Raw genomic sequence first — 26,221 nt, 5'->3', positions numbered from 1 at the left:
CCGCCGACTCTTCGGCGGAGCAATGCGCGCCTGTCGCACCGTGGTTTTCCTGTTCGCCAGGGTAGTCTGCGACTGACAGCTGCCCCCTTCCCCCGCTACAATTGCCGACTTTGTCGCAACGCTGGAGCTCAACCTTCCGTGCCCGTTCTGCGTCTCCCGCTTCTCCCTGCCGCGGCAGGTAAACAGCACTGGGGCAACCTGCCCGGTGCCGCCCTGAGCCTGGCCATTGCCGAGGCTGCCAGCGCTGCAAAGCGCTTTACCCTGCTGCTGACCGCCGACAGCCAAAGCGCCGAGCGGCTCGAACAGGAACTGAGTTTCTTCGCCCCGGATTTGCCTGTGCTGCATTTCCCGGACTGGGAAACCCTGCCCTACGATCTGTTTTCGCCCCACCAGGACATCATTTCCCAGCGAATCGCCAGCCTTTATCGATTGCCGGAGCTCAGTCATGGCGTTTTGGTAGTGCCGATCACCACGGCCCTACATCGTCTGGCACCGACCCAGTTTTTGCTCGGCAGCAGCCTGGTGCTGGACATCGGCCAGAAGCTCGACGTCGAGCAAATGCGCAGCCGTCTTGAAGCCAGTGGCTATCGTTGCGTCGACACGGTGTACGAGCACGGCGAGTTCGCGGTACGCGGCGCGCTGATCGATCTGTTCCCGATGGGCAGCAAGTTGCCTTACCGCATCGACCTGTTCGATGACGAAATCGAAACCCTGCGCACCTTCGACCCGGAAAACCAACGTTCCATCGACAAAGTACAGTCGGTGCGCCTGCTGCCGGCCAAGGAATTCCCGCTGCAAAAAGACGCCGTGACCCGCTTCAAGGCGCGCTTTCGCGAACGTTTCGATGTGGATTTCCGTCGCTGCCCGATCTTCCAGGACCTGAGCAGCGGGATCACTCCCGCCGGTATCGAGTACTACCTGCCGCTGTTTTTCGAAGAAACCTCCACCCTGTTCGATTACCTGCCCCAGGACACTCAGGTGTTTTCCCTGCCCGGCATCGAGCAGGCGGCGGAAAACTTCTGGAACGATGTGCGCAATCGCTACGAAGAGCGCCGCGTCGATCCTTCCCGTCCTTTATTGCCACCGGCCGAGCTGTTCCTGCCGGTGGAAGACTGCTTCGCCCGGCTCAAGAACTGGCCACGCGTGGTGGCAAGCCAGCAGGACGTGGAAACGGGCGTCGGCCGCGAACGCTTCCCGGCCAAGGCCTTGCCGGACCTGGCGATCGAAGCCAAGGCCACGCAGCCACTGGCGGCCCTGGCCGGTTTTCTCGACGGTTTCCCCGGCCGCGTGCTGTTCACCGCCGAATCCGCCGGTCGTCGTGAAGTGCTGCTTGAACTGCTTGAACGCCTGAAACTTAGGCCGAAAACCGTCGATAGCTGGCCAGACTTCGTCGCCGGCAAAGACCGCCTGGCGATTACTATCGCGCCGCTGAACGACGGCCTTGTCCTGGAAGACCCGGCCCTGGCGCTGGTGGCCGAAAGCCCATTGTTCGGCCAGCGCGTCATGCAGCGTCGGCGTCGCGAGAAACGTGCCGACGCCGCCAACGACGCGGTCATCAAGAACCTCACCGAGCTGCGCGAAGGCGCGCCAGTGGTGCACATCGACCACGGCGTAGGCCGCTACCTGGGTCTGGCGACCCTGGAAATCGACAACCAGGCCGCCGAGTTCCTCACCCTTGAATACGCCGAGGGTGCCAAGCTCTACGTGCCGGTGGCTAACCTGCACCTGATCGCCCGCTACACCGGTAGCGACGACGCCCTGGCGCCGCTGCATCGGCTGGGTTCGGAAACCTGGCAGAAAGCCAAGCGCAAGGCCGCCGAACAGGTGCGCGACGTGGCCGCCGAGTTGCTGGACATCTATGCCCGGCGCGCCGCCCGCGAGGGGTATGCCTTCGCCGACCCGAAAGCCGACTACGAGACCTTCAGCGCCGGGTTCCCCTTCGAGGAAACCGTCGACCAGCAAACCACCATCGAGGCCGTGCGCGCTGACATGCTCGCGCCCAAACCGATGGATCGGCTGGTGTGCGGCGATGTCGGTTTCGGCAAGACCGAAGTGGCGATGCGCGCCGCATTCATTGCCGTGCACGGCGGCAAGCAGGTGGCAATCCTGGTGCCGACCACCCTGCTTGCCCAGCAGCACTACAACAGTTTCCGCGACCGCTTCGCCGACTGGCCGGTGACCGTGGAGGTGATGAGCCGCTTCAAGTCCACCAAGGAAGTGAACGCGGCGGTGGCCGATCTGGCCGAGGGCAAGATCGACATCGTCATCGGCACGCACAAACTGCTGCAGGACGATGTGAAGATCAAAAACCTGGGGCTGGTGATCATCGACGAAGAGCACCGCTTTGGCGTGCGCCAGAAAGAACAGCTCAAGGCCCTGCGCAGCGAGGTCGACATCCTGACCCTGACGGCCACGCCGATCCCGCGCACGCTGAACATGGCGGTGTCGGGCATGCGTGACCTGTCGATCATCGCCACGCCGCCGGCCCGTCGCCTGTCGGTGCGCACCTTCGTCATGGAGCAGAATAAAAGCACGATCAAGGAAGCCCTGCTGCGCGAGCTGCTGCGGGGCGGCCAGGTCTATTACCTGCACAACGACGTCAAGACCATCGAGAAATGCGCCGCCGACCTGGCCGAGCTGGTGCCGGAAGCCCGCATCGGCATCGGCCACGGGCAGATGCGCGAACGTGAACTCGAACAGGTGATGAGCGATTTCTACCACAAGCGCTTCAACGTGCTGATCGCCTCGACCATCATCGAGACCGGCATCGATGTGCCGAGCGCCAACACCATCATCATCGAGCGCGCCGACAAATTCGGCCTGGCCCAGTTGCACCAGTTGCGCGGTCGGGTCGGGCGCAGTCACCACCAGGCCTACGCCTACCTGTTGACGCCACCGCGCCAGCAGATCACCCCGGACGCGGAAAAGCGCCTGGAAGCCATCGCCAACACCCAGGACCTGGGTGCCGGTTTCGTGCTGGCCACCAACGACCTGGAAATCCGCGGTGCAGGCGAGTTGCTGGGCGACGGCCAGAGCGGCCAGATCCAGGCCGTGGGTTTCACCCTGTACATGGAAATGCTCGAACGGGCGGTCAAGTCGATCCGCAAGGGTGAGCAACCGAACCTCGACCAACCGTTGGGCGGCGGGCCGGAAATCAATCTGCGGGTGCCGGCGCTGATCCCGGAAGACTACCTGCCGGATGTCCACGCACGGCTGATCCTCTACAAACGCATCGCCTCGGCCACTGACGAAGAAGGCCTCAAGGACCTGCAAGTGGAGATGATCGACCGCTTCGGCCTGCTGCCGGAGCCAACCAAGAACCTGGTGCGTACCACCTGGCTCAAGCTCAAGGCCGAGCAACTGGGCATCAAGAAAGTCGACGGCGGCCCCAATGGTGGTCGTATCGAGTTCGAAGCCCAGACGCCGGTCGATCCGCTGGTACTGATCAAGCTGATCCAGGGCCAGCCCAAACGCTACAAGTTTGAAGGTGCCACGATGTTCAAGTTCATGGTGCCCATGGAACGCCCGGAAGAGCGTTTCAATACCGTAGAAGCGCTGTTCGAGCGCCTCACTCCGACCCCTGTTTGAAGGACGCCCCATGCGCCTGTTTCGCTCACTGACCTTGTTGATGACCCTGGTCGCTCCCCTGGCGTTTGCCGATGACCTGTATCAGGTTGAAATGATCCTGATGCGCCAGAACGCCGAACCGGCGATTGTCAGCCGCGCCGCACCGGAGGACTGGGACGCGGGCGCGCAACGCCTGGACGCGAACAGCCAGCGCACGCCTGCATTGGGTCACATCGTGGAAAAACTCAACGCCAGCGGCCAGTACACAGTGCTGATGCACAAAGCCTGGCAGCAGAACCTGGGCGAACAGGGCAGCCGAATCGCCGTCAGTGATGGCGCAGAACGGTTCGGCCAGTTCCCCATCGAAGGAACCCTGGAACTGAAACTGGGGCGGTTTACCGACGTGGACGCCGACTTCTGGATCAACCAGATCGACACCAATGGCCTGGTCACTTCCAGCGAACGCCTCAAACAGCAGAGCCATACCAAAAATGGCCAGTTGAATTTCCTCGACAACGGCCACCTCGGCCTGCTGATCAAAATCACCTCGCTGACTGCGCCTGCGCCACGGCAGGCGCCTGACGTCATTCCGGACTGATCGGCGCGCCTATGCCCTCGCCCCTGAGCAAACCCCTGGCACCCTCCTGGGTCAATCGATTCAAGGAACAGAGCCTGGAGCGCGGGCGCCGTTACGCGCTGGAAAACCGCGTCAGGATCGTCGAGGCTGGCGACAGCACCATCACCGCCAGTTGTGAAGGCTCTGGGGGTAACGTTTACCGCCAGACGATTCGCCTGAAAGAATCAGCCAAAGGCACGTTGATTCTGCTTGAAGCCGCCTGTACCTGCCCGGTGCGCATCAACTGCAAACACTGCGCGGCGGTGCTGCTGCAAGTCCAGGAAACCCTGGCCTACCCGGCCGCCGAGAAAGACGCGCAGTTGCTGGAGAAACTCCAGGCCGTGCTGGAAAACCGCAGCCCCAAGGCCCCGCCGCAAGTGCTGGTGGACAACGTCCAACCCATGCCGCGGCTGTGGCTGGCGAGCATCGAGTTCAGCGCTTTCGAGCCGCGCAATGGCAAGATGCAGCGCTACATCCAGCACCGCGCCGCCCTGTCTTTCAGCTACCTGGACGAATACGTCAGCGGCCAGCGCAACACTGACGTGCTGATTCGCCAGGACACACAGACGCTGCGGATAAAACGCCAGACAGAAGTGGAGCAGTCCTACCGCGAACAGCTTCGAATCCTCGGTTTCAAGATCGCGACCCGCCAAAGCAAGGCCCTGCCCGAAAGCGCCGGTGAGCTGTACGAGATGGTCAACGACAGTGCCTGGCTGACGTTCACCCTCAACGATCTGCCGAAACTGCGTAGCCAGGGCTGGGAGTTGCAGATCGACGAGGATTTCGGTTTCGACCTGACGGCGGTGGACGAATGGTACGCCACGGTCGAAGAAACGCCGGAACGGGACTGGTTCGATCTGGAACTGGGGATCATCGTCAACGGTGAACGATTGAGCCTACTGCCGATTCTGCTGAACCTGATGCGTTCGCACATCGAGCTGTTCAACCCGGAACGCCTGGCCAGGCGCCGCGATGACGAACTCATTCTGGTCAATTTGCCTAACCGTCCGAACTCCGAGTTCGGCCCGCAGCAAGTGGCCCTGCCCTATGGCCGGCTGAAACCGGTGCTGGCCACCCTGGGCGAGTTTTACCTGCAAGAACCGGGCACCACCAAACTGCGCTTGAACAGCGCGGATGCCCTGCGCCTGAACCCGCTGCAAGACATGCCCTTGCGCTGGGAAGGCGGCGAACACATTCGTGGCCTGGCCCAGCGCCTGCGGGACATCAAGGACTACACCAGCACGGCGCCAGAAGGTCTGAACGCCACGCTGCGGCCTTATCAGCTCGAAGGTTTAAGCTGGATGCAATCGCTCAGGCAACTGGAAGTCGGCGGCATCCTCGCGGACGACATGGGCCTGGGCAAAACCCTGCAAACCCTGGCGCACATCCTCAGCGAAAAAAACGCCGGGCGCCTCGACCGCCCTTGCATGGTGGTCATGCCCACCAGCCTGATCCCCAACTGGCTCGACGAGGCCGCCCACTTCACCCCGCAACTCAAGGTGCTGGCCTTGTACGGCGCCGGGCGCAAGAAGCACTTTGACCGGCTGAACGATTACGACCTGGTCCTCACCACCTATGCGCTATTGCCCAAAGATGTCGAGCGCCTGGCGGAGCAGCCGTTGCATGTGCTGATCCTCGATGAAGCCCAGTACATCAAGAACCCGAACAGCAAAGCCGCCGAGGCCGCCCGCGAACTCAACGCCCGACAGCGGCTGTGCCTGTCCGGTACGCCGCTGGAAAACCACCTGGGCGAATTGTGGTCGTTGTTCCACTTCCTGCTGCCGGGATGGCTCGGGGACGTCAAGAGCTTCAACCGCGACTACCGCGTGCCGATTGAAAAGCGCGGCAGCGATGTGCGACTGCAGCACCTCAACGGTCGGATAAAACCTTTTCTGCTGCGCCGGACCAAGGAGCAAGTGGCGACAGAACTGCCACCCAAGACCGAGATCATTCATTGGGTCGAGCTCAGCGATGCCCAGCGGGACGTCTACGAAACCATGCGCCTGGCCATGGACAAGAAGGTACGCGACGAGATCACCCGCAAAGGCGTGGCTCGCAGCCAGATCATCATTCTCGAGGCGCTGCTCAAGCTGCGCCAGGTCTGTTGTGACCTGCGCCTGCTCAACGATGCCGCCCTGCCCGCCCGCGGCAGCACCTCGGGCAAGCTCGACAGCCTGATGGAGATGCTCGAAGAGCTGTTTGAAGAAGGTCGCCGGGTGCTGCTGTTTTCCCAGTTCACCTCAATGCTGGCGCTGATCGAAGACGAACTGAAGAAACGCGGCGTCGATTACGCCATCCTGACCGGCCAGACCCGGGACCGACGTACGCCGGTCAAGGAATTCCAGAGCGGCAAGCGTCAGATCTTTCTGATCAGCCTGAAGGCCGGCGGCGTAGGCCTGAACCTCACCGAGGCCGACACGGTGATCCACTACGATCCATGGTGGAACCCCGCCACCGAAAACCAGGCGACCGACCGCGCCTATCGCATCGGCCAAGAGAAGCCGGTGTTCGTCTACAAAATGATTGCCCGAGGCACGGTGGAAGAAAAGATTCAGCTGCTGCAGAAGGAAAAATCCGACCTCGCAGCCGGCGTATTGGACGGGCGCGTGGCCGGAGACTGGAAACTGCAAAGCGACGATATCGAGGCGCTATTCGCGCCGTTGCCGGACAAGCTGGAAAAACGCTGATTCACAGCAATCCCTGTGGGAGCCGAGCTTGCTCGCGATAGCGGTGATTCAGTTGTTGGAGATCTTGGCTGTGCCGCCGTCATCGCGAGCAGGCTCGCTCCCACATGGTCCTGAGGTAAGCGCCGGACAGGGCTGCACCCCGAATCTCCTGTGGGAGCGAGCTTGCTCGCGATAGCGGTGGTTCAGTTGTTGAAGAGGTTGGCTGTGCCGCCGTCATCGCGAGCAGGCTCGCTCCCACATGGCCCTGAGGTGAGCGCTGGATAGGTCTGAACCACAAAACCTCCTGTGGGAGCGAGCCTGCTCGCGATAGCGGTGATTCAGATGTTGAAGAGGTTGGCTGTGCCGCCGTCATCGCGAGCAGGCTCGCTCCCACATGGCCCTGAGGTGAGCGCCGGATAGGTCTGCACCCCGAATCTCCTGTGGGAGCGAGCTTGCTCGCGATAGCGGTGGTTCAGATGTTGAAGAGGTTGGCTGTGCCGCCGCCATCGCGAGCAAGCTCGCTCCCACATGGTCCTGAGGTGAGCGCTGGATAGGTTTGAACCACAAAACCTCCTGTGGGAGCGAGCCTGCTCGCGATAGCGGTGATTCAGATGTTGAAGAGGTTGGCTGTGCCGCCGTCATCGCGAGCAGGCTCGCTCCCACATTGCCCTGAGGTGAGCGCAGCATAGGTCTGCACCCCGAATCTCCTGTGGGAGCGAGCTTGCTCGCGATAGCTGACTAACCGGTGACATAGGTATTGAATGAGCCGGCAAATCAGGCTTTGGGCAACGGCGCAAATAGCGCTTCGATATCGCTCTGCTCAAGTGCCAACCCACCCGTCATTCCGCCATCCAGCACACTGCCGGCCAACGCGGCCTTATCCTGCTGAAGAGCCTGCATCTTCTCCTCCACCGTGCCCCGGGCGATCAGCTTGTAAACAAACACAGGCTTGTTCTGACCGATCCGATAAGCCCTGTCGGTCGCCTGATTTTCCACCGCCGGGTTCCACCACGGATCGAAGTGAATCACCGTGTCCGCAGCCGTCAGATTGAGCCCCGTACCGCCAGCCTTGAGACTGATCAGGAACAGCGACACCTTGCCACTTTGAAAATCCCTCACCGGCGTGCGCCGATCCGTGGTGCTGCCGGTCAACAACGAATAGTCAAGGCTGCGCTTTTGCAGCTCCTCCTCAATCAAGGCCAGCATTGAGGTGAACTGGGAAAACAACAGAATCTTGCGCCCTTCGCTGAGCAGCTCTTCAAGCATCTCCATCAAACTGACCAACTTGCCGCTGCCGGAACGCAGCGCCTTGGGGGTCTGCGTGGTATTGAGCAACCGCAGGTCGCAGCAGACCTGGCGCAGCTTGAGCAACGCGTCCAGGATGATGATCTGGCTACGCCCCACGCCACTACGGGCAATTTCGTCGCGCACCTTCTTGTCCATGGCCACGCGCACGGTTTCATAGACATCCCGCTGCCCGTCACTGAGGTCGACCCAATGCACGATTTCAGTCTTGGGTGGCAGCTCGGTGGCGACCTGCTCTTTTTTGCGCCGCAGCAAGAAGGGTTTTATCCGGGCCGTCAGATGCCGCATACGCTCACTGTTGCCGTGCTTTTCAATTGGGGTCCGGTAGTCCCGGTTAAAGCTTTTGCTGTCCCCCAACCACCCCGGCAACAGGAAATGAAACAGCGACCAGAGTTCGCCCAAGTGATTTTCCAGAGGCGTGCCGGACAGGCACAGCCGCTGTCGGGCGTTGAGTTCGCGGGCAGCATGGGCGGCCTTGCTGGTGGGGTTCTTGATGTTCTGCGCTTCATCGAGAATCAGCACACTCCAGGCCTGGGGCTTTAACACCTCCAGATCCCGTGGCAACAAGGCATAAGTCGTCAATATCAGGTCGTACTGTGCCAGGCTGGCGAAGTCTTTTTGTCGGGCGGCGCCATGAAGCGCTACGACATTGAGTTGCGGTGCAAAGCGGGCCGCTTCGTCGAGCCAGTTGGGAATCAGGCTGGTGGGCATGACGGCGAGCGCCGGGACATCCAGACGTCCGGCTTGCTTCTCGCACAGCAGATGAGCCAGGGTCTGCAAGGTTTTACCCAGGCCCATGTCATCGCCCAGGATGCCGCCGACTTCCAGCTCACGCAGGGTCTGCATCCAATTGAGCCCTTCGAGCTGATAGGGTCGCAGCATAGCCTTGAGCCCCTCGGGCGCAGGGACATGCACATGAGTTGACTCGTGCAATCGCTTTGCGAAAGCGCGCAACCGCTCGCCACCCTGCCAGGCCAGGGGGAGACCTTCGAGCGCATTCAGCCTGGCCGCATCGAAGGCATTCAAACGTATCGAGTCGCCCCGATGTGCCTTCATGTACAACTCGCCGAGGGTCGCCATCAGCGGCTTGACCCGCCCATACGGCAACGCGACCTTCACGCCGGGGCCCACCATGAATTTTCCGCCGTTGAGATCGATCAACATCAACTGATCATCACGGCGCTGGTCGAGCTTGTCCGGGTCCATCATTTCGGGGCTCGAGCGAAGCAGGTGAAGCAAAATCGGCAGCAGGCTGTGCCGCTTGCCATTGACGACAACGCCCAACTGTAAATCGAACCACTCCTGGCCAGGAGATTCCTCGATGTCGGCGTACAGTTGCTCCACCGGTTGCAGATCGAAATGAAAGCCGTCTTCGATATCGACTTGCCAATGGGCGGCCCGCAATTGCGGCAGGCCTTTATCCATGAACGCCAACCAGGCGGCGTCATCCGGCATCTGGAACATCTCACCCGCGCTACCCGCCAGTGCAAGGCTCTTGCGACTGGCCTTTTTGAAGCCTGCCTTGCGCAAAACGTTGCGAAAGGCTTGTTCGACATCCGGCTTACGCAGGATGCGCAACGTCTCGGTCCCAGACAGGACCGATACCTGCGCGGGTTCTTTATCGTCCGCAACATGACCGTCGTAAATGAAGGTCAACGCCGCACGATGCTCGGGAACCGATTTCCAGTGCCGAAGGTTGAGTTCGCTTCCCAACTTCAACATCGCCCGCGGCTCAACATCGTCGATGATGCGCTCGCTCAGTTTTTTTGGTGCAGGGACGGGGCGGTCGACAGCATTGAGCCGATGGCTGAAAAGCACGGCCTGGCGAGCGGGCACCTCTGGCGCGAGGCATAAATGGCAGGCCAGTTTGTCGTCCATATCATAGCTCAGCCGGCCAAGCTCCCTGCGCGACACATCCAGATAATGAAGCGGCTCGAGCGGCAGAATCTTACCCGGAGGTTGATCGGCACTTTGCCACTGAGGCCTGTAGTTGCCGTTGGGTTGCTCAGCCCAAGAGAACTGCGCCGGCTTCCGAACCCCTGCGCTCAGCGGCTGCGGCGGGTCCAGCTCGAAGTACAAGCGCGAAGACTGCAATGCCAGCGCCAGTACATCGGCGCCATTGCGTCCTTGCAGCGGATAGCTGTTCATCTGCCCATGAAAGTGTTGACTGCTGATCAGCAACCGACCGATCTGCTGGTCAATGTCAGACATGTAGTTCGGCAAACGAATCAGCATGTCGGCAAGCTGGTAAAACGCTTTCAGATCCCGTAGGGAACCATCGTTGAGCTGACGGCCCTTGAAGAGTTCCAGCGCCCATCTCCCGGTTTCCGTGCTCTTGAGTTTGTAAAAGAGCCGGACATCGGAGTTATTGCCGGTGGCAGTCGAATCGGAACCTTGCGCAGGAATATGCTCAATCCAGGCTTCAAGATCGCGGCTCAGATGTTCGCTGCCGCAGCCGCCTTGCAGGGCTTGCTCATTCCACGCCAGATGGAACATGACCGCGACACAGTGCTTGCAATCGCTGCCAACCGGGCACGAGCATTCGTAACGAACCTCGTCGTAACCCTGATAACGAATGAGTTTGATCACCTGCTGGTAGACATTAGCCTTAGCCCCCTCGCATTCAGCGTGAACCAATCGCTCATCTACTTGCACTAGCCGGACGCGCGCTCCCGCGGCGTAGTCGAACCCACGAGCGAGCGTACGTTGATCGAACGACTCCGCCCACTCTGTCTCAAGAAGCTCTGCAATCGATCTAATCATGGGCGCAGGACTTTAATGATGGATAACAAAACCGAAAATCGGAGCCTTCCGAGAGCTTTGTACGAATAGCCCTTGCTGACAGCAGGAAACCTTTGCGCCCGTTTTCACTGCCTGTTCCGCTAGCCAGCCATCAATACCCGCGCCAACGTCGACTTCACCTTCCCCATCCCGTCATGCAGCGCCTGCTCGATTTCCGCCATGGTGATCACAGCCGTGGACTTGCCCGCCGCCGGATTCACCACCAGCGCCAGGCAGGCGTAATCGAGCTCCAGCTCACGGGCCAGCGCCGCTTCCGGCATGCCGGTCATGCCGACGATGTCGCAACCGTCGCGCTCCAGGCGGGCGATTTCGGCCACGGTTTCCAGGCGCGGGCCCTGGGTGCAGGCGTAGACGCCATGGCTGCTGTAGCCACAGCCTTCGGCGGCCAGGGCGGCGATCAGTTGCTGGCGCAGCGCCTCGCTGTAGGGGTAGCTGAAATCAATGTGGGTAACCGCCTCCAGGTCATCGGCAAAATAGGTGTGCTGACGGCCGCTGGTGTAATCGATCAATTGGTGAGGCACGCAGAAATGCCCGGTCCCCATCGCAGCGTGAATCCCGCCCACGGCGTTGACCGCCAGGATCGCCTCGGCGCCGGCCTGCTTCAGGGCCCAGAGATTGGCGCGATAGTTCACTTGGTGAGGTGGAAAGCGATGAGGATGGCCGTGACGGGCCAGAAACAGCACTTCGCGCCCGGCGTAGTCACCGATCTGCACCTCGGCCGATGGCGCACCATAGGGCGTTTCTACTGCCAGGGACTGGCGAATGGTCAGACCTTCGAGTTGGGTCAGGCCAGTGCCGCCGATAATTGCGTAAACGGTCATGACAAATGTCCTTAATCGATCAGTTGGGCGGCTTTCAGCGCGCCGATTGCCGTCAGCCAGCGTGGGTCCTGGCGGTACTCGGTGGAGGCGAAGGCCTGCCCGCGCATGCGTGCGATGCGCGCCGATGGTTTGACCTTCAACCGCTGGGCGGCGCTCAAGGCCAGTTCGGCGGCGGCGCGGTCGTTGCACACCAGCCCCATGTCGCAACCGGCCGACAACGCCGCCTCGATACGACTGGCGGCATCACCCACCACATGAGCACCCGCCATCGACAGATCATCGCTGAAGATCACACCATCGAACTGCAATTCGCCACGCAGAATGTCCTGCAGCCAGCGCCGGGAAAAACCGGCTGGATTGGCATCGACCTGCGGATAAATGACATGGGCCGGCATGACGGCCGCCAGTTGCTTGCTCAGTTTGGCGAACGGAACGAGATCGTGGGCGCGGATCTGTTCAAGGCTGCGCTCATCGTTGGGAATGGCCACATGGGAATCGGCTTCGGCCCAGCCGTGGCCGGGGAAATGCTTGCCAGTGGCGGCCATACCGGCAGCGTTCATGCCCCGAATGAAGGCACCTGCCAGCAGCGCTGCGCGCTCGGGGTCGCCTTCGAAGGCACGACTGCCGACCACCGCGCTACGTTGATGATCGAGGTCCAGCACCGGGGCAAAACTCAAATCGAGGCCGACCGCCAGCACTTCAGTGGCCATGATCCAGCCGCACTGCTCGGCCAGGTATTCGGCATTCGGGTTGTCGGCAATCGCCCGCATTGCCGGCAAACGCACAAACCCCTGACGCAGACGCTGCACACGCCCGCCTTCCTGATCGACCGCCAGCAGCAGGTCGGGACGGATGGCGCGAATCGAGGCGCTCAGCTCGCGCACCTGGCGTGGATGCTCGATATTGCGAGCAAAAATGATCAGGCCACCCACTTCGGGCTGGCGCAACAGGTGGCGATCTTCAGCCGTCAACCAGGTACCGGCGACGTCCACCATCAACGAGCCTTGCAGGCCAGCAGTCATAATATTTCCTTGATAACAATGAACCCGCACAGCGGCGCACGCACGACCGCGCCGCCGGGCTCCAGGCCCGGCAGGTCACGGTTATGCAATGAAATATAAAGCGGGTTCGAAACGAGAGTCGGCATGGGCCGCTAGCTTAGCGGATGTAGGCAGCCGCGCCCACCCGTGCACTCAGGCCTTGGCGAGCGCCGGGGCTGATTTGCTGCGCGGGCGCAACTGCGCGGCAGCCATGGCCTCATCGGTGACGCCACTTTCGGCGCGCATGCCTGCAGCCAGGAATGGCACCATCAGACGCATCACTTGCTCAATCGAGGTATTCACACCGAAATCGGTTTCAGCGATGGCCCGCAGCGCCTTGATGCCGGACATGCTGAAGGCAGCGGCGCCGAGCATGAAATGCACGCGCCAGAACAACTCGATCGGCGGAATGCGCGGCGCGGCCTCATTGACCAGAAGCATATAGCGGCGGAAAACCTTGCCGTACATGTCTTCCAGATAACGCCGCAGGTGGCCTTGGCTCTGGCTGAATGCCAGGCCCAGCAAGCGCATGAAAATGGAAAGGTCGTTACCGCTGCGTGGCTGCACGACAAGGGCTTGCTCGACCAGGATCTCCAGCAGCTCTTCCAGGGTTGGCTTGACGTCAGGCTTGGCCTGACGCCGCTCCAGCTCACGATCCAGGCTGACACAGAAAGGCCCGAGGAAACGCGAGAACACGGCCTGGATCAGCGCTTTCTTCGAACCGAAGTGATAATTCACCGCCGCCAGGTTCACCCCGGCCTTGCTGGTGATCAGACGCAATGAGGTTTCAGCGAAACCTTTTTCCGCGAACAATTGCTCGGCAGCATCGAGAATGCGTTCTACGGTTTCCGACTGGGCCATGGCTACTCCGCCTGACAAACACTTGTTTGAAACATACGTTTCAGCCTTGGGGTTGTCAAGCCTGCCGGGACGTTTTGCGAACGCTCGGTCAGATATTTAACCACACCTGCGGCCCGCTGTAGCCCATGACGTTTTTGCGGCCCGACCGACCGTCCGGCGGCCTGCGCGAAAAGGAGGATTGCCAAGCCGCGCCCACTGTATATAATCCCAGTCACTGTATAAAAAGACAGAGCGATCAATATGCTAAAGCTGACGCCACGCCAAGCAGAGATTCTAGCCTTCATCAAACGCTGCCTCGAAGACAACGGCTACCCGCCGACCCGCGCGGAAATCGCCCAGGAACTGGGCTTCAAGTCGCCCAACGCGGCTGAAGAGCACCTCAAGGCGCTGGCTCGCAAGGGCGCTATCGAAATGACCCCGGGCGCGTCCCGTGGCATTCGCATCCCCGGCTTCGAGGCCAAGGCCGACGAAACCACCCTGCCGATCATCGGCCGGGTAGCAGCAGGTGCTCCGATCCTCGCCGAGCAGCATGTCGAGGAATCCTGCAACATCAACCCATCGTTCTTCCATCCACGAGCTGACTACCTTCTTCGCGTGCACGGCATGAGCATGAAGGACATCGGCATCTTCGACGGCGACCTTCTTGCGGTCCACACCACTCGCGAAGCCCGCAACGGCCAGATCGTGGTGGCGCGAATCGGTGATGAAGTAACCGTCAAGCGTTTCAAGCGCGACGGCAGCAAGGTCTGGCTGATTGCCGAGAACCCCGAGTTCGCCCCCATCGAAGTCAATCTTAAAGATCAGGATCTGGTCATCGAAGGCTTGAGTGTCGGCGTTATTCGCCGCTAAAGGAGGCTTTATGCAGTTCCCACACACACCACAACACACTCAACTTCCGCTGTTCGAGGCGTTCATGGCCCAACCGCTGGTTCCCGCCCTCAAAGAGGTGATCGAGTCACCTTGGGGCGCCGAGCCCGAGGCCTTCAGCGAACTGTCGTTACGTGGTGCCGCCGGGAACTGCCTGAACCTGCTGGCGCCGATCCTGCGCGAGCTGAGCCAGGACCAGGACGCTCGCTGGCTGACGCTGATCGCACCACCGGCCAGTGTCACCCAGGCCTGGCTGCGAGATGCGGGCCTGAACCGTGAGCGCATCCTGCTGCTACAGCCGCGAGGCACTCAAAGCGCCCAGCAACTGACCTGCGAAGCGTTGCGCCTGGGCCGCAGCCATACGGTGGTCAGTTGGCTCAATCCGTTGACCACGACCGCACGGCAACAGTTGATCAGCGCCGCGCGCACCGGGGACGCGCAAAGCCTGAATATTCGATTGGGCTAAAAAACTCAGGGCTTCTCCAGGACAGAGAAGCCGGCCAGGAACACTATCGTCCAAAAAGCCGACAGGCGGGATCAATGAAGAACCCGCGGCCCCTCTTCCTTGTTGAATTCGCCTTCAACCAGACGACCTGCCATCTGCACGCCCACACTCAACATCGCCTTGGCGACTTCGACGTGCTGGCCTTGTAGGAAGGCTTTGGCGTCCTCAGAGAAGTTCAAGGTAACCAGAGAACCCTCGTCCTCGGCCCTGCGCAGCTCGATGCGGCCATCAGGAAGTTCGACAATTTCTAGAAAGGACGTTGGCATAAAAGTCTGTTCTCCACGAAAGGCGAGGATTATATAGTCATCGGCCAGGCTTCGCTCGGGATCTTGACCAAGCGTTATGGGCGAATATTACGGATCGGGGGAAAACTCAGCACTCGTTCAGCCCTTCGCGAAAGCGGATTGCCAAGCTCTTGAGGTTCTGACGCCAGCTTTCCAGCTCCTCTCGGCTCAACGCCTGCTCGGGCTCTTCTTCGTCCAGATTGACCGCCATGATCAAAGGCTGGGTCACGTCGCCCTTAGGCTTGCGAGGAGCGCGGGGCGGCTCAAACAGTGCCGCGTGTGCCGCCAACAGTTGCGCCAGCCAGGTTTGCGGGTTGTGCGCCAGCTCGACCATTTCGGCCAGTTCCGGAATGGCGACGGTTTCCAACACTTCTTGTGTCAACAACAGTTCGGCCCGGGGCGCATTTGCCTGCGGCAGACGGTAGAAACCGGCAATTTCGTGGCAAAGCCCCAACAACGCGCCGTACAGATGAAACAGCGCTGATTCGCGCCCAGCCTGGGTCAGCGCGGGGGAATTCATCGCACGCCCATCCTCTGCCCTGGCGAGCGCTTCGAGCGACAGGCCGGCAAAATAAATTTTCTGATTGGTGCGGGTGTAGAGTTCGTGGGCCATGGCGGCATTCTCCCCAACGAAGTAAAAGCTTCACGCAAGGGCGACAGTGTCGTGGAACAACCGAGGCCACTGCAAGGCAAAAACAAAGAGGCCGCATGAAAACCTACGGGTTGTCATGCGGCCTTTTGTTTACTTGAGGCTATTGGGACGGCTGCGCCCGAAATATCGGACTGGTCCAGCGGGAGCAAGCTCCCTCGCCACAGGGAGCCCTAAAGCAAGCCCCCCCTCTTCAGACAAGCCTTGGTGATCAGCGCTTGTCTTCAACCTTCCATTTGCCGCCGTCGTAGTACGCCTTCCAGCCGGTTGGCTTGCCGTCGACTTCGGTCTGCACGTACTGCTCCTTGGTCTTGCGGCTGTAACGAATCACCGCCGGCCGACCCTCCGGATCCTTCTGCGGAGCTTCGCAGAGGAAATGGTACTTCGGATCGATTTCGTCCTTGTGCGGCACGATCTCCAGCACCAGCGGCGCACGGGTCTCGCGGTTTTTCGGGAACTGGCTCGCCGCCAGGAACAGGCCTGACGCGCCGTCGCGCAGGATGTAGGTGTCGTTGACCTTCTCGCACTTGAGTTCAGGCATCTTCACCGGGTCCATCTTCGGCGGCGCCGCATCGCCGCTCTTGAGCAGTTTGCGGGTGTTCTTGCAGGTCGGATTGGTGCAGCCGAAGAACTTGCCGAAACGGCCGGTCTTGAGCTGCATCTCACTGCCACACTTGTCGCACTCAAGGCTCGGACCTTCATAGCCCTTGATGCGATAGGTGCCCTCTTCGATCTCGTAACCGGCGCAATCGGGATTGTTACCGCAGATGTGCAGCTTGCGCTTTTCATCCAACAGGTAGGCATCCATCGCTGTGCTGCAGATCGGGCAGCGGTGCTTGCCGCGCAGCACCAGGGATTCCGATTCACCCTCGTCGTCCGCGGCGATTTCGTCGCCCGGCACCAGGTTGACCGTCGCCTTGCAGCGCTCCTTGGGAGGCAGACTGTAGCCCGAGCAACCCAGGAACACGCCAGTCGAGGCGGTACGGATCTGCATCGGACGACCACACGTCAGGCATGGGATGTCGGTCATGACGGGCTGGTTGGCCCGCATGCCGTTCTCGGCACTTTCGGCTACTTCGAGTTTTTTCTTGAAGTCGCCATAAAACTCGTCGAGGACATTTTTCCAGTCCCGCTCACCCTGGGCCACATCGTCGAGGTTCTCTTCCATGCCGGCGGTGAAGCCGTAGTCCATCAGGTTGGAGAAGCTCTCGGACAAACGTTCGGTAACGATGTCGCCCATCTTTTCCGAATAGAACCGACGGTTGTGCAGCGCCACGTAGCCGCGGTCCTGGATAGTGGAAATGATCGCTGCGTAGGTCGAAGGACGACCGATGCCACGCTTTTCCATTTCCTTGACCAGGCTGGCTTCCGAATACCGGGCCGGCGGTTTGGTGAAGTGCTGGGTCGGATCAAGCTTGATCAACTTCATCACATCGCCCTGGGCCATGTCAGGCAGGACGTCGTCGTCACCCGGCTTGGTGATTTGCGGCATGACGCGGGTGTAGCCGTCGAACTTCAGGATGCGGCCCTTGGCGCGCAGCTCGAAGTCGCCAGCACCGACGGTGACCGTGGTCGACAGGTATTGCGCCGGCAGCATCTGGCAGGCCAGGAACTGGCGCCAGATCAGCTCGTAGAGGCGCTCGGCATCGCGCTCCATGCCCGACAGCTTGCTTGGCTCGGTGTTGGCATCGGAGGGACGAATCGCTTCGTGAGCCTCTTGTGCGCCTTCCTTGCTGCTGTAGACGTTCGGCGTCTCCGGCAGGTATTTCTTGCCGAACTCGCTTTCTATATAAGTGCGCGCCATTGTCACGGCATCGGCCGAGAGGTTGGTCGAGTCGGTACGCATATACGTGATGTAGCCCGCTTCGTACAAACGCTGGGCCATCATCATGGTTTTCTTCACGCCGAAACCCAGGCGGTTGCTCGCTGCCTGTTGCAACGTGGAGGTGATGAACGGTGCCGACGGCTTGCTGCTGGTCGGCTTGTCTTCACGCTTGACGATGCTGTAGCTGGAAGCCTTGAGCTTCTCCAGCGCAGCCATGGCCTGGGCTTCGTTGAGCGGCTTGAAGGCTTCACCCTTCTCACGGGCCACGTCGAAGCGCACGGTGGCGCCCTTGGCGGTGCCGAGGTCAGCGTGGACTTCCCAGTATTCTTCAGGGATGAACGCACGGATCTCCCGCTCGCGCTCCACCACCAGCTTCACGGCGACCGACTGCACACGCCCGGCCGACAGGCCACGGGCGATCTTGGCCCACAGCAGAGGCGAGACCATGTAGCCCACCACGCGATCAAGGAAGCGCCGCGCCTGTTGGGCGTTGACCCGATCGATGTCCAGCTCGCCTGGCTGGGAGAAGGCCTCCTGGATGGCCTTCTTGGTGATTTCGTTGAACACCACGCGCTTGTAGCGGCTGTCATCCCCACCGATGGCTTCGCGCAGGTGCCAGGCAATGGCTTCCCCTTCGCGGTCCAAGTCCGTCGCCAGATAGATGGTGTCGGCATCCTTGGCGAGCCGACGCAGTTCTTCGATGACCTTTTCCTTGCCCGGGAGGATCTCGTACTTGGCTTTCCAGCCGTGTTCCGGATCAACCCCCATGCGCGAGACCAGCTGCTTGCGCGCCTTGTCCTTGGGCGACAGCGCCGGCGCTTCACCGGCAGCAGCCTTGCCGCGCTTGGCGGCTGGCTCCTTGCTGGCGCTAGCCGAACCGCTGGTGGGCAGGTCTCGGATATGGCCGATACTCGACTTCACCACGTATTGGTTGCCCAGATACTTGTTGATGGTCTTGGCCTTAGCCGGGGATTCCACAATGACCAGCGATTTGCCCATGGATCAGAAAATTCCTGAATTCTAAAAAGTGAAAGGCGGTTGGCGCCTGACGCGGCACCGCTATATATAGTGGCTGCAAGGTGAGGTCAAGCGCAGGGTTGCCCCGGTATCGGCCTCAAGGCTTGGAAAAAAGGCTCTCTTCGGCCTGCACCAAAGCAAAGCGTGGCACCTGCTCGCCGTCAACTTCGACAGACTCCTGGAACATGCTCAACGGTCGCACCCAAAAGCCGTAATCGCCATACAGGGCTTGATAGAAGACCACTTCTTCCTCGGTCTCGGAATGCCGCGCGATGCTGAATACGCGGTACTGCGGACCTTTGTAATGTTGGTAGAGCCCAGGTTGTATCGGCATGCTTCGGCCCTCGCTCAAATATTTTTTAAATAAAAACAAAATCTTTTTTTCTAAACCCGGAAAAACAAAAACCGGGGCACTTGGCCCCGGCTTCCATCGACGTAACGCTTAGACGCGTTCGAAGACAGTGGCGATGCCCTGGCCGAGGCCAATGCACATAGTGGACACCCCAAAGGTGCCGCCGTTCTGCTTCATGACGTTGAGCAGCGTGCCGGAGATACGCGCACCGGAGCAACCGAACGGGTGACCCAGGGCGATCGCGCCGCCGTGCAGGTTAACCTTCTCGTTCATCTTGTCGAGCACTTTCAGATCTTTCAGCACTGGCAGGGCCTGTGCGGCGAAAGCTTCGTTGAGCTCGAAGAAGTCGATATCGGAAATACTCAGACCCGCACGCTTCAAGGCTTTCTGCGTCGCCGGTACTGGGCCATAGCCCATGATTGCCGGATCAACACCGGCCACGGCCATCGAACGAATCACCGCCATCGGCTGGATGCCCAGGTCCTGGGCACGCTGGGCCGACATCACGATCATGCACGAAGCACCGTCGGTGATCTGCGAAGAAGTACCGGCTGTCACGGTGCCGCCCTTTGGATTGAAGGCCGGCTTGAGGGCCGCCAGGCTTTCCAGGGTGGTTTCCGGACGAATGGTTTCGTCGTAGTCGAACAATTTCAGGAAACCGTTCTCGTCATAGCCCTGCATCGGGATGATTTCGTCCTTGAACTTGCCTTCCACGGTCGCCTTGTGGGCGAGCTGGTGGGAGCGCACGCCAAAGGCGTCCTGCTGTTCGCGGGTGATGCCGTGCATTTTGCCGAGCATTTCCGCGGTCAGGCCCATCATGCCCGAGGCTTTTGCCGCGTACAGCGACATGTGCGGGTTCGGATCGACGCCGTGCATCATGCTCACGTGGCCCATGTGCTCGACACCGCCGACGACGAACACATCACCGTTGCCGGTCATGATCGCCTGAGCAGCGGTGTGCAGCGCGCTCATGGACGAACCGCACAGACGGCTGACGGTCTGGCCGGCCGCGGTGTGAGGGATCTGGGTCATCAGCGATGCCATGCGGGCGATGTTCCAGCCCTGCTCCAGGGTCTGGTTCACACAGCCCCAGATTACGTCTTCGACTTCGTTGGGGTCGACCTTGACGTTACGTTCCAGCAGCTTGCTGATCAGGTGCGCCGACATGTCTTCGGCGCGGGTGTTGCGGTGCATGCCGCCCTTGGAGCGGCCCATCGGCGTACGACCGAAGTCGACAATCACGACGTCTCTAGGATTCAAGCTCATAAATGTTCTCTCGCTCTAGTCGTTGGGCGCTTAACCGAAGAAGCTCTGGCCGTTCTTGGCCATTTCACGCAGCTTCGCGGTCGGGTGGTACAGCGCGCCCAAATCAGCGTACTGGTCTGCCAGGGCAACGAACTCGGCCACACCGATCGAATCGATGTAGCGCAGCGCACCGCCACGGAATGGAGGGAAACCGATACCGTAGACCAGACCCATGTCGGCTTCGGCGGCGGTTTCAACAATGCCGTCTTCCAGGCAACGCACGGTTTCAAGGCACAGCGGGATCATCATCCAGTTGATGATGTCCTCGTCGGTGACTTCGCGCTGCTCGTAGACGATCGGCTTGAGCACTTCCAGCACCGACGAATCGGCCACTTTCTTCTGCTTGCCGCGCTTGTCAGTCTCGTAGGCGTAGAAGCCCTTGCCGTTCTTCTGGCCCAGGCGCTTGGCTTCGTAGAGCACGTCGACGGCCGACCGGCGGTCGTCTTTCATGCGGTCCGGGAAGCCTTCAGCCATGACGTCACGACCATGGTGGCCGGTGTCGATGCCGACCACGTCCATCAGGTACGCAGGGCCCATTGGCCAGCCGAATTTTTCCATGATCTTGTCGATGCGCACAAAGTCCACACCGGCGCTGACCAGCTTGGCGAAACCGCCGAAGTACGGGAACAGAACGCGGTTGACCAAAAAGCCCGGGCAGTCGTTGACGACGATCGGGTTCTTGCCCATTTTCTTGGCGTAGGCCACGGTGGTGGCGATCGCTAGTTCGCTGGACTTCTCGCCACGGATCACTTCCACCAGCGGCATCATGTGCACCGGGTTGAAGAAGTGCATGCCGACGAAGTTTTCCGGACGCTTGAGGGCCTTGGCCAGCAGCGAGATGGAAATGGTCGAGGTGTTCGAAGCGAGGATGGTGTCCTCTTTGACCTTGTCTTCGACTTCAGCCAGTACCGCCTGCTTGACCTTCGGGTTCTCGACAACGGCTTCGACCACCAGGTCGACATGGCCGAAATCGCCGTAGGACAGGGTCGGACGAATGCCGTTGAGCACTTCGGCCATCTTCGCCGCGGTCATGCGACCTTTATCGACGCGGCCAACCAGCAGCTTGGCCGCCTCGGCCAGGCCTTGCTCGATACCGTGCTCGTTGATGTCTTTCATCAGGATCGGCGTGCCTTTGGACGCCGACTGATAGGCGATACCGCCACCCATGATACCGGCGCCGAGCACGGCGGCCTGCTTCACGTCACGGGCGATTTCGTCGTAGGCCTTGGCCTTTTTCTTCAGTTCCTGGTCATTGAGGAACAGACCGATCAGGCTTTGTGCGGCCGAGGTCTTGGCCAGTTTGACGAAGCCGGCGGCTTCGACTTCCAGAGCCTTGTCGCGACCGAAGTTCGCGGCTTTCTGGATGGTCTTGATCGCTTCGACCGGCGCCGGGTAGTTCGGGCCTGCTTGACCTGCGACGAAACCCTTGGCGGTTTCGAAAGCCATCATTTGTTCGATGGCATTGAGCTTGAGCTTTTCCAGCTTCGGCTGGCGCTTGGCCTTGTAGTCGAACTCGCCACTGATGGCGCGCTTGATCGTTTCGAGGGCCGCTTCCTGGAGTTTGCCTGGCTCGACCACGGCATCCACGGCGCCGACTTTCAGTGCGTCTTCAGCACGGTTTTCCTTGCCGGCGGCAATCCACTCGATAGCGTTGTCGGCACCGATGAGGCGCGGCAGACGCACGGTACCGCCAAAGCCTGGGTAGATGCCCAGCTTGACTTCCGGCAGGCCGATCTTGGCCGTGCTGGACATGACGCGGTAATCCGCTGCCAGGCACATCTCAAGGCCGCCACCCAGGGCGATGCCGTTGATGGCCGCGACGGTCGGTACGTTGAGGTCTTCGAAGTCGCTGAAAATACGGTTCGCTTCGAGGTTGCCAGCGATCAGTTCGGCATCGGGCAGCTTGAAGTTATCGACGAATTCGGTGATGTCGGCGCCGACGATGAAGACGTCCTTGCCGCTGCTGACGATCACACCCTTGATCGAAGCATCTGCCTTGATAGTGTCCACGGCCTGACGCAGTTCATTCAGGGTTAGACGGTTGAACTTGTTGACGGACTCACCCTTGAGATCGAACTTCAGTTCGACGATGCCACTTTCAAGAGCCTTAACCGTGATGGCTTTACCTTCGTAAATCATCAACTGATCTCCACGATATGGAAGCTGAACAGTACACGTTGAACGCTGACTGCTGGTTCGGCATTGACGTTTACCGCCGATGCTACGCCAATCCGCCAGGCACACCCGTCAACGCGATAGTCGGGGTTCTGTAGGAACGTTCGGAAAATACAAACGCTCAATTCATACGCCCGTTTGATTTGGGTACGCCACCTTCACGGAATTTCCGACAATTGTCAATCGCCCTAAACAGGGGCTTGAACGCGACTTCCCGGTCATTTGCGTACCGCACGGATCCGCAACACGGCGCTGCATACATGGCCATTCATAGAATCAATAATTAGAAAAGTCGCCCTAATTCCAAGCGCGCTGGATTCAACCGACTACTCTGTCGGGAGCGCGATTGAAGATTTTGAGCAAAGGACGTTACGAACGAACGTCCGGATAGGCGTTTTGATTACCGGCCTGCCTGGCCAACCCGCCCGATGAGACTGTCGGGCTTTTTTATGCCTCAGGCCAGCGCCTTGAGCACCGCGCAAATATCCTGCAACACAGTGGCTTCGCCCTTCTCGCCCCAATACAAGGCGATCATTTGCCCGTCGGCCTCGATTTTGTAGACGTTGGCGGGCAATTTTTCGAAATGATTGAGCAACGACTCATCCTGGCAGACTTCGCGCCACTGATTGACCCATACGCCCGGCGCTGTTTGCCAGTAGGTCCAGATAGCCGGCTGCTTGCCCCGTCGGGGCCGATGGTACTGGGCGCAGGGGTTTGGCGCCTGCTGCCCGAGCCAATGAGGCCACTCCTGCGGAGCCAGTTGCATGGCCAGGCCAAGGCGCCGTGCCTCCATGCGCAACGCCATGCGACCGCTCTGAACACGGGACGGGCGCAACCATGCCAGGGGGCTTAATACCACCAACAGGATTGACACCACTATCCAGACCGTCATATTCGTACTCCCCGAATTCTGATGAGCCATGACGATTGACCCACGTCGCCGTCGATGCGCTTGAAACCAGCCATACTTACCGTATCGCAATTCTCTGGAGTGCCTTCCATGTACTACGAACACGTCCTGGTCGCCGTCGACCTCACTGAAGAATGTGATCCCGTCGTCAAGCGTGCTCTGGCCCTTTGCGAAGGTCGAGACACCAAACTGTCGCTGGTTCACATCGTCGAACCCATGGCCATGGCCTTCGGTGGTGATGTGCCGATGGACCTTTCCCAGTTGCAACAACAACAATTCGATCAAGCCAAGGAACGCCTTGACCGGCTGATCGTGAAATACCCCGCCCTGAAAAAGGAATACAGCCACCTGACCTACGGCCAGCCGCGTCAGGAGATCCATCACCTGGCCAAGGAACAGGGTTGCGACCTGATCGTCGTGGGCAGCCATGGCCGTCATGGCCTGGCACTGCTGTTGGGCTCTACAGCCAACGACGTGCTGCATGGCGCGCCTTGCGATGTGCTCGCGGTGCATCTGGTCAAGCGCACATAAAACCTAAACCTGTGGGAGCGAGCTTGCTCGCGATAGCGTCCTGACAGTCAACATTGAAGTCGACTGATACACCGCTATCGCGAGCAAGCTCGCTCCCACAGGGGAATAGCGTTTCAAATAGAAATCCCGGCGTTCATCTCTGAGCACCGGGATTCTTTACAACAGTGGATCAAGCGTCCAGTTCAGCCCAGCGCTCGACCAGCGCATCCAGCTCGGCCTGCAGCTGCTCCAGATGCGCGATCACCTTGGCGGTTTCAGCCGCAGGACGCTGGTAGAAGCCGATGTCAGCCATTTCGGCTTGCACCGCTGCGATCTGCTGTTCCTTCGCGTCGATATCACCCGGCAATGCTTCCAGCTCGCGCTGCAACTTGTAGCTGAGCTTCTTCTTTGCCGGTGCCGCCGCCGGTGCCGCAGCCACCGGAGCAGGCTCGGCCTTGACCACCGCCGAATTCAGGTCGGCCTTGCCGGACTTGCTCTCAGTCACGCCCAGCAAGCGCGGCGAGCCGCCCTGGCGCAGCCAGTCCTGATAACCACCGACGTATTCACGCACCAGGCCTTCGCCTTCGAACACCAGGGTGCTGGTCACCACGTTGTCGAGGAATGCCCGGTCGTGGCTGACCATCAGCACAGTGCCGTTGAAGGTCAGCAGCACCTCTTCCAGCAACTCGAGGGTTTCCACGTCCAGGTCGTTGGTCGGTTCGTCGAGCACCAGCAGGTTCGCCGGCTTGCTGAACAGTTTGGCCAGCAGCAGACGGGCACGCTCACCGCCGGACAACGCCTTGACCGGAGTACGGGCACGTTGAGGGCTGAACAGGAAGTCGCCCAGATAGCTCAACACATGGCGGCTCTGGCCATCGATGTCGATGAAATCGCGGCCTTCGGCAACGTTGTCGATGACGGTTTTTTCAAGGTCCAACTGATGGCGCAACTGGTCGAAGTAGGCGACGTTGATCTTCGTGCCCTCCTCCACCTTGCCATTGGTCGGTACCAGACCGCCGAGCATCAGCTTGAGCAAGGTGGTCTTGCCGGTACCGTTGGCGCCCAGCAGACCAATGCGGTCACCACGCTGCAGCACCATGGAAAAGTCCTTGATCAGGAACGGGCCGCCAGGGTGCGCAAAACTCACGTTCTCAAGAACCATCACCTGCTTGCCGGACTTGTCAGCGGTATCCAGCTGAATATTGGCCTTGCCGGTGCGCTCGCGACGCTCACTGCGTTCCATGCGCAGTGCCTTGAGCGCTCGTACACGGCCTTCGTTGCGGGTGCGACGGGCCTTGATACCCTGGCGAATCCAGACTTCTTCCTGGGCCAGCTTCTTGTCGAACAGCGCGTTCGCGGTTTCTTCCGCCGCCAGCGCCGCTTCCTTGTGCACCAGGAAGCTGGCGTAGTCGCCGTTCCAGTCGATCAGGCCGCCGCGATCCAGTTCGAGGATACGGGTCGCCAGGTTTTGCAGGAAAGAACGGTCGTGCGTGATGAACAGCACCGCGCCCTGGAAATCCTTCAGGGCTTCTTCAAGCCAGGCGATGGCGCCGATGTCCAGGTGGTTGGTGGGCTCGTCGAGCAGCAGCAGGTCCGGCTCGGACACCAGGGCCTGGGCCAGCAGCACCCGGCGACGCCAGCCACCGGACAGCTCGGCCAAGGTCTTGTCGGCCGGCAGTTGCAGACGGCTCAGGGTGCTGTCCACCAACTGCTGCAGGCGCCAGCCATCGCGGGCTTCGAGGTCGTGCTGCACATGCATCAACTTGTCCAGGTCGGCATCGGTGACGATGTTCTGGCTCAGGTGGTGATACTCGGCCAGCAGCGCGCCGACACCGTCCAGGCCTTCGGCGACCACGTCGAACACCGTCCGCTCGTCGGCCACCGGCAGTTCCTGGGGCAATTCGCCGATTTTCAGGCCTGGTGCGCGCCAGACCGAGCCGTCATCGGGCTTCTGATCGCCCTTGACCAGCTTCATCATGCTGGACTTGCCAGTGCCGTTGCGGCCGATGATGCACACCCGCTCACCACGGGCGATCTGCCAGGACACCTTGTCCAACAACGGCATAGCGCCGAAAGCAAGGGACACATCGCTGAATTTGAGCAGGGTCATGAGCTTCTCCAAAAACCGGGCGCGCATTCTACCT

At 60.4% G+C, this 26,221-nt stretch carries 18 protein-coding genes; 6 read left to right on the top strand and 12 right to left on the bottom strand.

Going from position 1 to position 26,221, the window contains the following annotated elements:
- Nucleotides 1-138 precede the first annotated feature (138 nt).
- The 3 genes from mfd to QOM08_RS09250 are packed head-to-tail and all read left to right on the top strand — an operon-like array spanning nt 139 to nt 6,870.
- Nucleotides 139-3,588 (top strand): transcription-repair coupling factor, encoded by a 3,450-nt coding sequence (mfd, locus tag QOM08_RS09260; RefSeq protein ID WP_316912856.1) that lies wholly within the window; start codon nt 139-141, stop codon nt 3,586-3,588.
- 10 nt (nt 3,589-3,598) lie between these two features.
- Nucleotides 3,599-4,165 (top strand): CsiV family protein, encoded by a 567-nt coding sequence (locus QOM08_RS09255; protein ID WP_139050706.1) that lies wholly within the window; start codon nt 3,599-3,601, stop codon nt 4,163-4,165.
- An 11-nt stretch (nt 4,166-4,176) separates the two neighbouring features.
- A complete protein-coding gene (locus QOM08_RS09250) occupies nt 4,177-6,870 on the top strand; it encodes a DEAD/DEAH box helicase (RefSeq protein WP_316912855.1) in 2,694 nt (897 codons plus the stop codon).
- Nucleotides 6,871-7,623: 753 nt separating this feature from the next.
- Here QOM08_RS09250 and QOM08_RS09245 read toward each other — a convergent pair.
- From QOM08_RS09245 to QOM08_RS09230, 4 genes are all read right to left on the bottom strand, one after another.
- Nucleotides 7,624-10,917: a DEAD/DEAH box helicase gene (locus QOM08_RS09245; RefSeq protein ID WP_316912854.1), complete on the bottom strand. Its 3,294-nt coding sequence runs from the start codon at nt 10,915-10,917 to the stop codon at nt 7,624-7,626.
- Between the two features lie 119 nt (nt 10,918-11,036).
- Nucleotides 11,037-11,777, bottom strand: a complete 741-nt coding sequence (locus tag QOM08_RS09240; protein WP_047227213.1) for an S-methyl-5'-thioinosine phosphorylase — start codon at nt 11,775-11,777, stop codon at nt 11,037-11,039.
- A gap of 11 nt (nt 11,778-11,788) precedes the next feature.
- The gene (gene nagZ, locus QOM08_RS09235) at nt 11,789-12,787 is read right to left on the bottom strand and encodes a beta-N-acetylhexosaminidase (protein WP_178129666.1); all 999 of its coding nucleotides are present in this window, start codon (nt 12,785-12,787) and stop codon (nt 11,789-11,791) included.
- A gap of 183 nt (nt 12,788-12,970) precedes the next feature.
- On the bottom strand, nt 12,971-13,678 hold the full coding sequence (locus QOM08_RS09230; protein WP_092403122.1) for a TetR/AcrR family transcriptional regulator: 708 nt from the start codon (nt 13,676-13,678) through the stop codon (nt 12,971-12,973).
- 240 nt (nt 13,679-13,918) lie between these two features.
- Between QOM08_RS09230 and lexA the strand changes: the two genes are divergently transcribed.
- Both lexA and sulA read left to right on the top strand, forming a co-directional pair.
- Nucleotides 13,919-14,527: a transcriptional repressor LexA gene (gene lexA, locus QOM08_RS09225; RefSeq protein WP_047227210.1), complete on the top strand. Its 609-nt coding sequence runs from the start codon at nt 13,919-13,921 to the stop codon at nt 14,525-14,527.
- A gap of 10 nt (nt 14,528-14,537) precedes the next feature.
- Nucleotides 14,538-15,011 carry an SOS-induced cell division inhibitor SulA gene (gene sulA / locus QOM08_RS09220; RefSeq protein ID WP_047227209.1) on the top strand — a complete coding sequence of 158 codons (474 nt, stop codon included), beginning with the start codon at nt 14,538-14,540 and terminating at the stop codon, nt 15,009-15,011.
- A 71-nt stretch (nt 15,012-15,082) separates the two neighbouring features.
- On the opposite strand, the gene QOM08_RS09215 is transcribed toward sulA, so the two are convergent.
- The 7 genes from QOM08_RS09215 to QOM08_RS09185 form a co-directional block, all read right to left on the bottom strand.
- Nucleotides 15,083-15,316 (bottom strand): hypothetical protein, encoded by a 234-nt coding sequence (locus QOM08_RS09215; protein WP_047227208.1) that lies wholly within the window; start codon nt 15,314-15,316, stop codon nt 15,083-15,085.
- A 106-nt stretch (nt 15,317-15,422) separates the two neighbouring features.
- The gene (locus QOM08_RS09210) at nt 15,423-15,947 is read right to left on the bottom strand and encodes a DUF6586 family protein (protein WP_107322906.1); all 525 of its coding nucleotides are present in this window, start codon (nt 15,945-15,947) and stop codon (nt 15,423-15,425) included.
- A gap of 247 nt (nt 15,948-16,194) precedes the next feature.
- Nucleotides 16,195-18,807 (bottom strand): type I DNA topoisomerase, encoded by a 2,613-nt coding sequence (gene topA, locus QOM08_RS09205; protein ID WP_047227206.1) that lies wholly within the window; start codon nt 18,805-18,807, stop codon nt 16,195-16,197.
- A gap of 115 nt (nt 18,808-18,922) precedes the next feature.
- Nucleotides 18,923-19,159: a DUF1653 domain-containing protein gene (locus QOM08_RS09200; protein ID WP_047227205.1), complete on the bottom strand. Its 237-nt coding sequence runs from the start codon at nt 19,157-19,159 to the stop codon at nt 18,923-18,925.
- A gap of 108 nt (nt 19,160-19,267) precedes the next feature.
- Complete coding sequence (fadA, locus tag QOM08_RS09195; protein ID WP_025212747.1) at nt 19,268-20,443, bottom strand: acetyl-CoA C-acyltransferase FadA; 1,176 nt, start codon at nt 20,441-20,443, stop codon at nt 19,268-19,270.
- 30 nt (nt 20,444-20,473) lie between these two features.
- Nucleotides 20,474-22,621, bottom strand: a complete 2,148-nt coding sequence (gene fadB / locus QOM08_RS09190) for a fatty acid oxidation complex subunit alpha FadB (RefSeq protein ID WP_047227204.1) — start codon at nt 22,619-22,621, stop codon at nt 20,474-20,476.
- Between the two features lie 490 nt (nt 22,622-23,111).
- Nucleotides 23,112-23,549, bottom strand: a complete 438-nt coding sequence (locus QOM08_RS09185) for a hypothetical protein (protein WP_047227203.1) — start codon at nt 23,547-23,549, stop codon at nt 23,112-23,114.
- 108 nt (nt 23,550-23,657) lie between these two features.
- On the opposite strand from QOM08_RS09185, the gene QOM08_RS09180 reads away from it, so the two are divergent.
- On the top strand, nt 23,658-24,098 hold the full coding sequence (locus QOM08_RS09180) for a universal stress protein (RefSeq protein WP_047227202.1): 441 nt from the start codon (nt 23,658-23,660) through the stop codon (nt 24,096-24,098).
- Between the two features lie 169 nt (nt 24,099-24,267).
- Here QOM08_RS09180 and QOM08_RS09175 read toward each other — a convergent pair whose 3' ends face one another.
- Complete coding sequence (locus QOM08_RS09175) at nt 24,268-26,187, bottom strand: ATP-binding cassette domain-containing protein (protein ID WP_316912853.1); 1,920 nt, start codon at nt 26,185-26,187, stop codon at nt 24,268-24,270.
- Nucleotides 26,188-26,221: the final 34 nt, after the last annotated feature.

Source organism: Pseudomonas sp. P105 (genome assembly GCF_032614175.1).
Classification (GTDB): domain Bacteria; phylum Pseudomonadota; class Gammaproteobacteria; order Pseudomonadales; family Pseudomonadaceae; genus Aquipseudomonas; species Aquipseudomonas rhizophila.
Note: the sequence above shows the minus strand (reverse complement) of the source record. Positions and strands in the feature narration are given on the sequence as shown.

What these genes read in the sequence shown, in the direction of transcription:
- QOM08_RS09180 (WP_047227202.1), top strand. Translation starts at nt 23,658, where the DNA reads ATGTACTACGAACACGTCCTGGTCGCCGTCGACCTCACTGAAGAATGT.
- fadA (WP_025212747.1), bottom strand. Translation starts at nt 20,443, where the DNA reads ATGAGCTTGAATCCTAGAGACGTCGTGATTGTCGACTTCGGTCGTACG.
- QOM08_RS09200 (WP_047227205.1), bottom strand. Translation starts at nt 19,159, where the DNA reads ATGCCGATACAACCTGGGCTCTACCAACATTACAAAGGTCCGCAGTAC.
- sulA (WP_047227209.1), top strand. Translation starts at nt 14,538, where the DNA reads ATGCAGTTCCCACACACACCACAACACACTCAACTTCCGCTGTTCGAG.
- QOM08_RS09250 (WP_316912855.1), top strand. Translation starts at nt 4,177, where the DNA reads ATGCCCTCGCCCCTGAGCAAACCCCTGGCACCCTCCTGGGTCAATCGA.
- QOM08_RS09255 (WP_139050706.1), top strand. Translation starts at nt 3,599, where the DNA reads ATGCGCCTGTTTCGCTCACTGACCTTGTTGATGACCCTGGTCGCTCCC.
- QOM08_RS09240 (WP_047227213.1), bottom strand. Translation starts at nt 11,777, where the DNA reads ATGACCGTTTACGCAATTATCGGCGGCACTGGCCTGACCCAACTCGAA.
- QOM08_RS09230 (WP_092403122.1), bottom strand. Translation starts at nt 13,678, where the DNA reads ATGGCCCAGTCGGAAACCGTAGAACGCATTCTCGATGCTGCCGAGCAA.
- QOM08_RS09215 (WP_047227208.1), bottom strand. Translation starts at nt 15,316, where the DNA reads ATGCCAACGTCCTTTCTAGAAATTGTCGAACTTCCTGATGGCCGCATC.
- QOM08_RS09175 (WP_316912853.1), bottom strand. Translation starts at nt 26,187, where the DNA reads ATGACCCTGCTCAAATTCAGCGATGTGTCCCTTGCTTTCGGCGCTATG.
- topA (WP_047227206.1), bottom strand. Translation starts at nt 18,807, where the DNA reads ATGGGCAAATCGCTGGTCATTGTGGAATCCCCGGCTAAGGCCAAGACC.
- fadB (WP_047227204.1), bottom strand. Translation starts at nt 22,621, where the DNA reads ATGATTTACGAAGGTAAAGCCATCACGGTTAAGGCTCTTGAAAGTGGC.
- QOM08_RS09185 (WP_047227203.1), bottom strand. Translation starts at nt 23,549, where the DNA reads ATGACGGTCTGGATAGTGGTGTCAATCCTGTTGGTGGTATTAAGCCCC.
- QOM08_RS09245 (WP_316912854.1), bottom strand. Translation starts at nt 10,917, where the DNA reads ATGATTAGATCGATTGCAGAGCTTCTTGAGACAGAGTGGGCGGAGTCG.
- lexA (WP_047227210.1), top strand. Translation starts at nt 13,919, where the DNA reads ATGCTAAAGCTGACGCCACGCCAAGCAGAGATTCTAGCCTTCATCAAA.
- QOM08_RS09210 (WP_107322906.1), bottom strand. Translation starts at nt 15,947, where the DNA reads ATGGCCCACGAACTCTACACCCGCACCAATCAGAAAATTTATTTTGCC.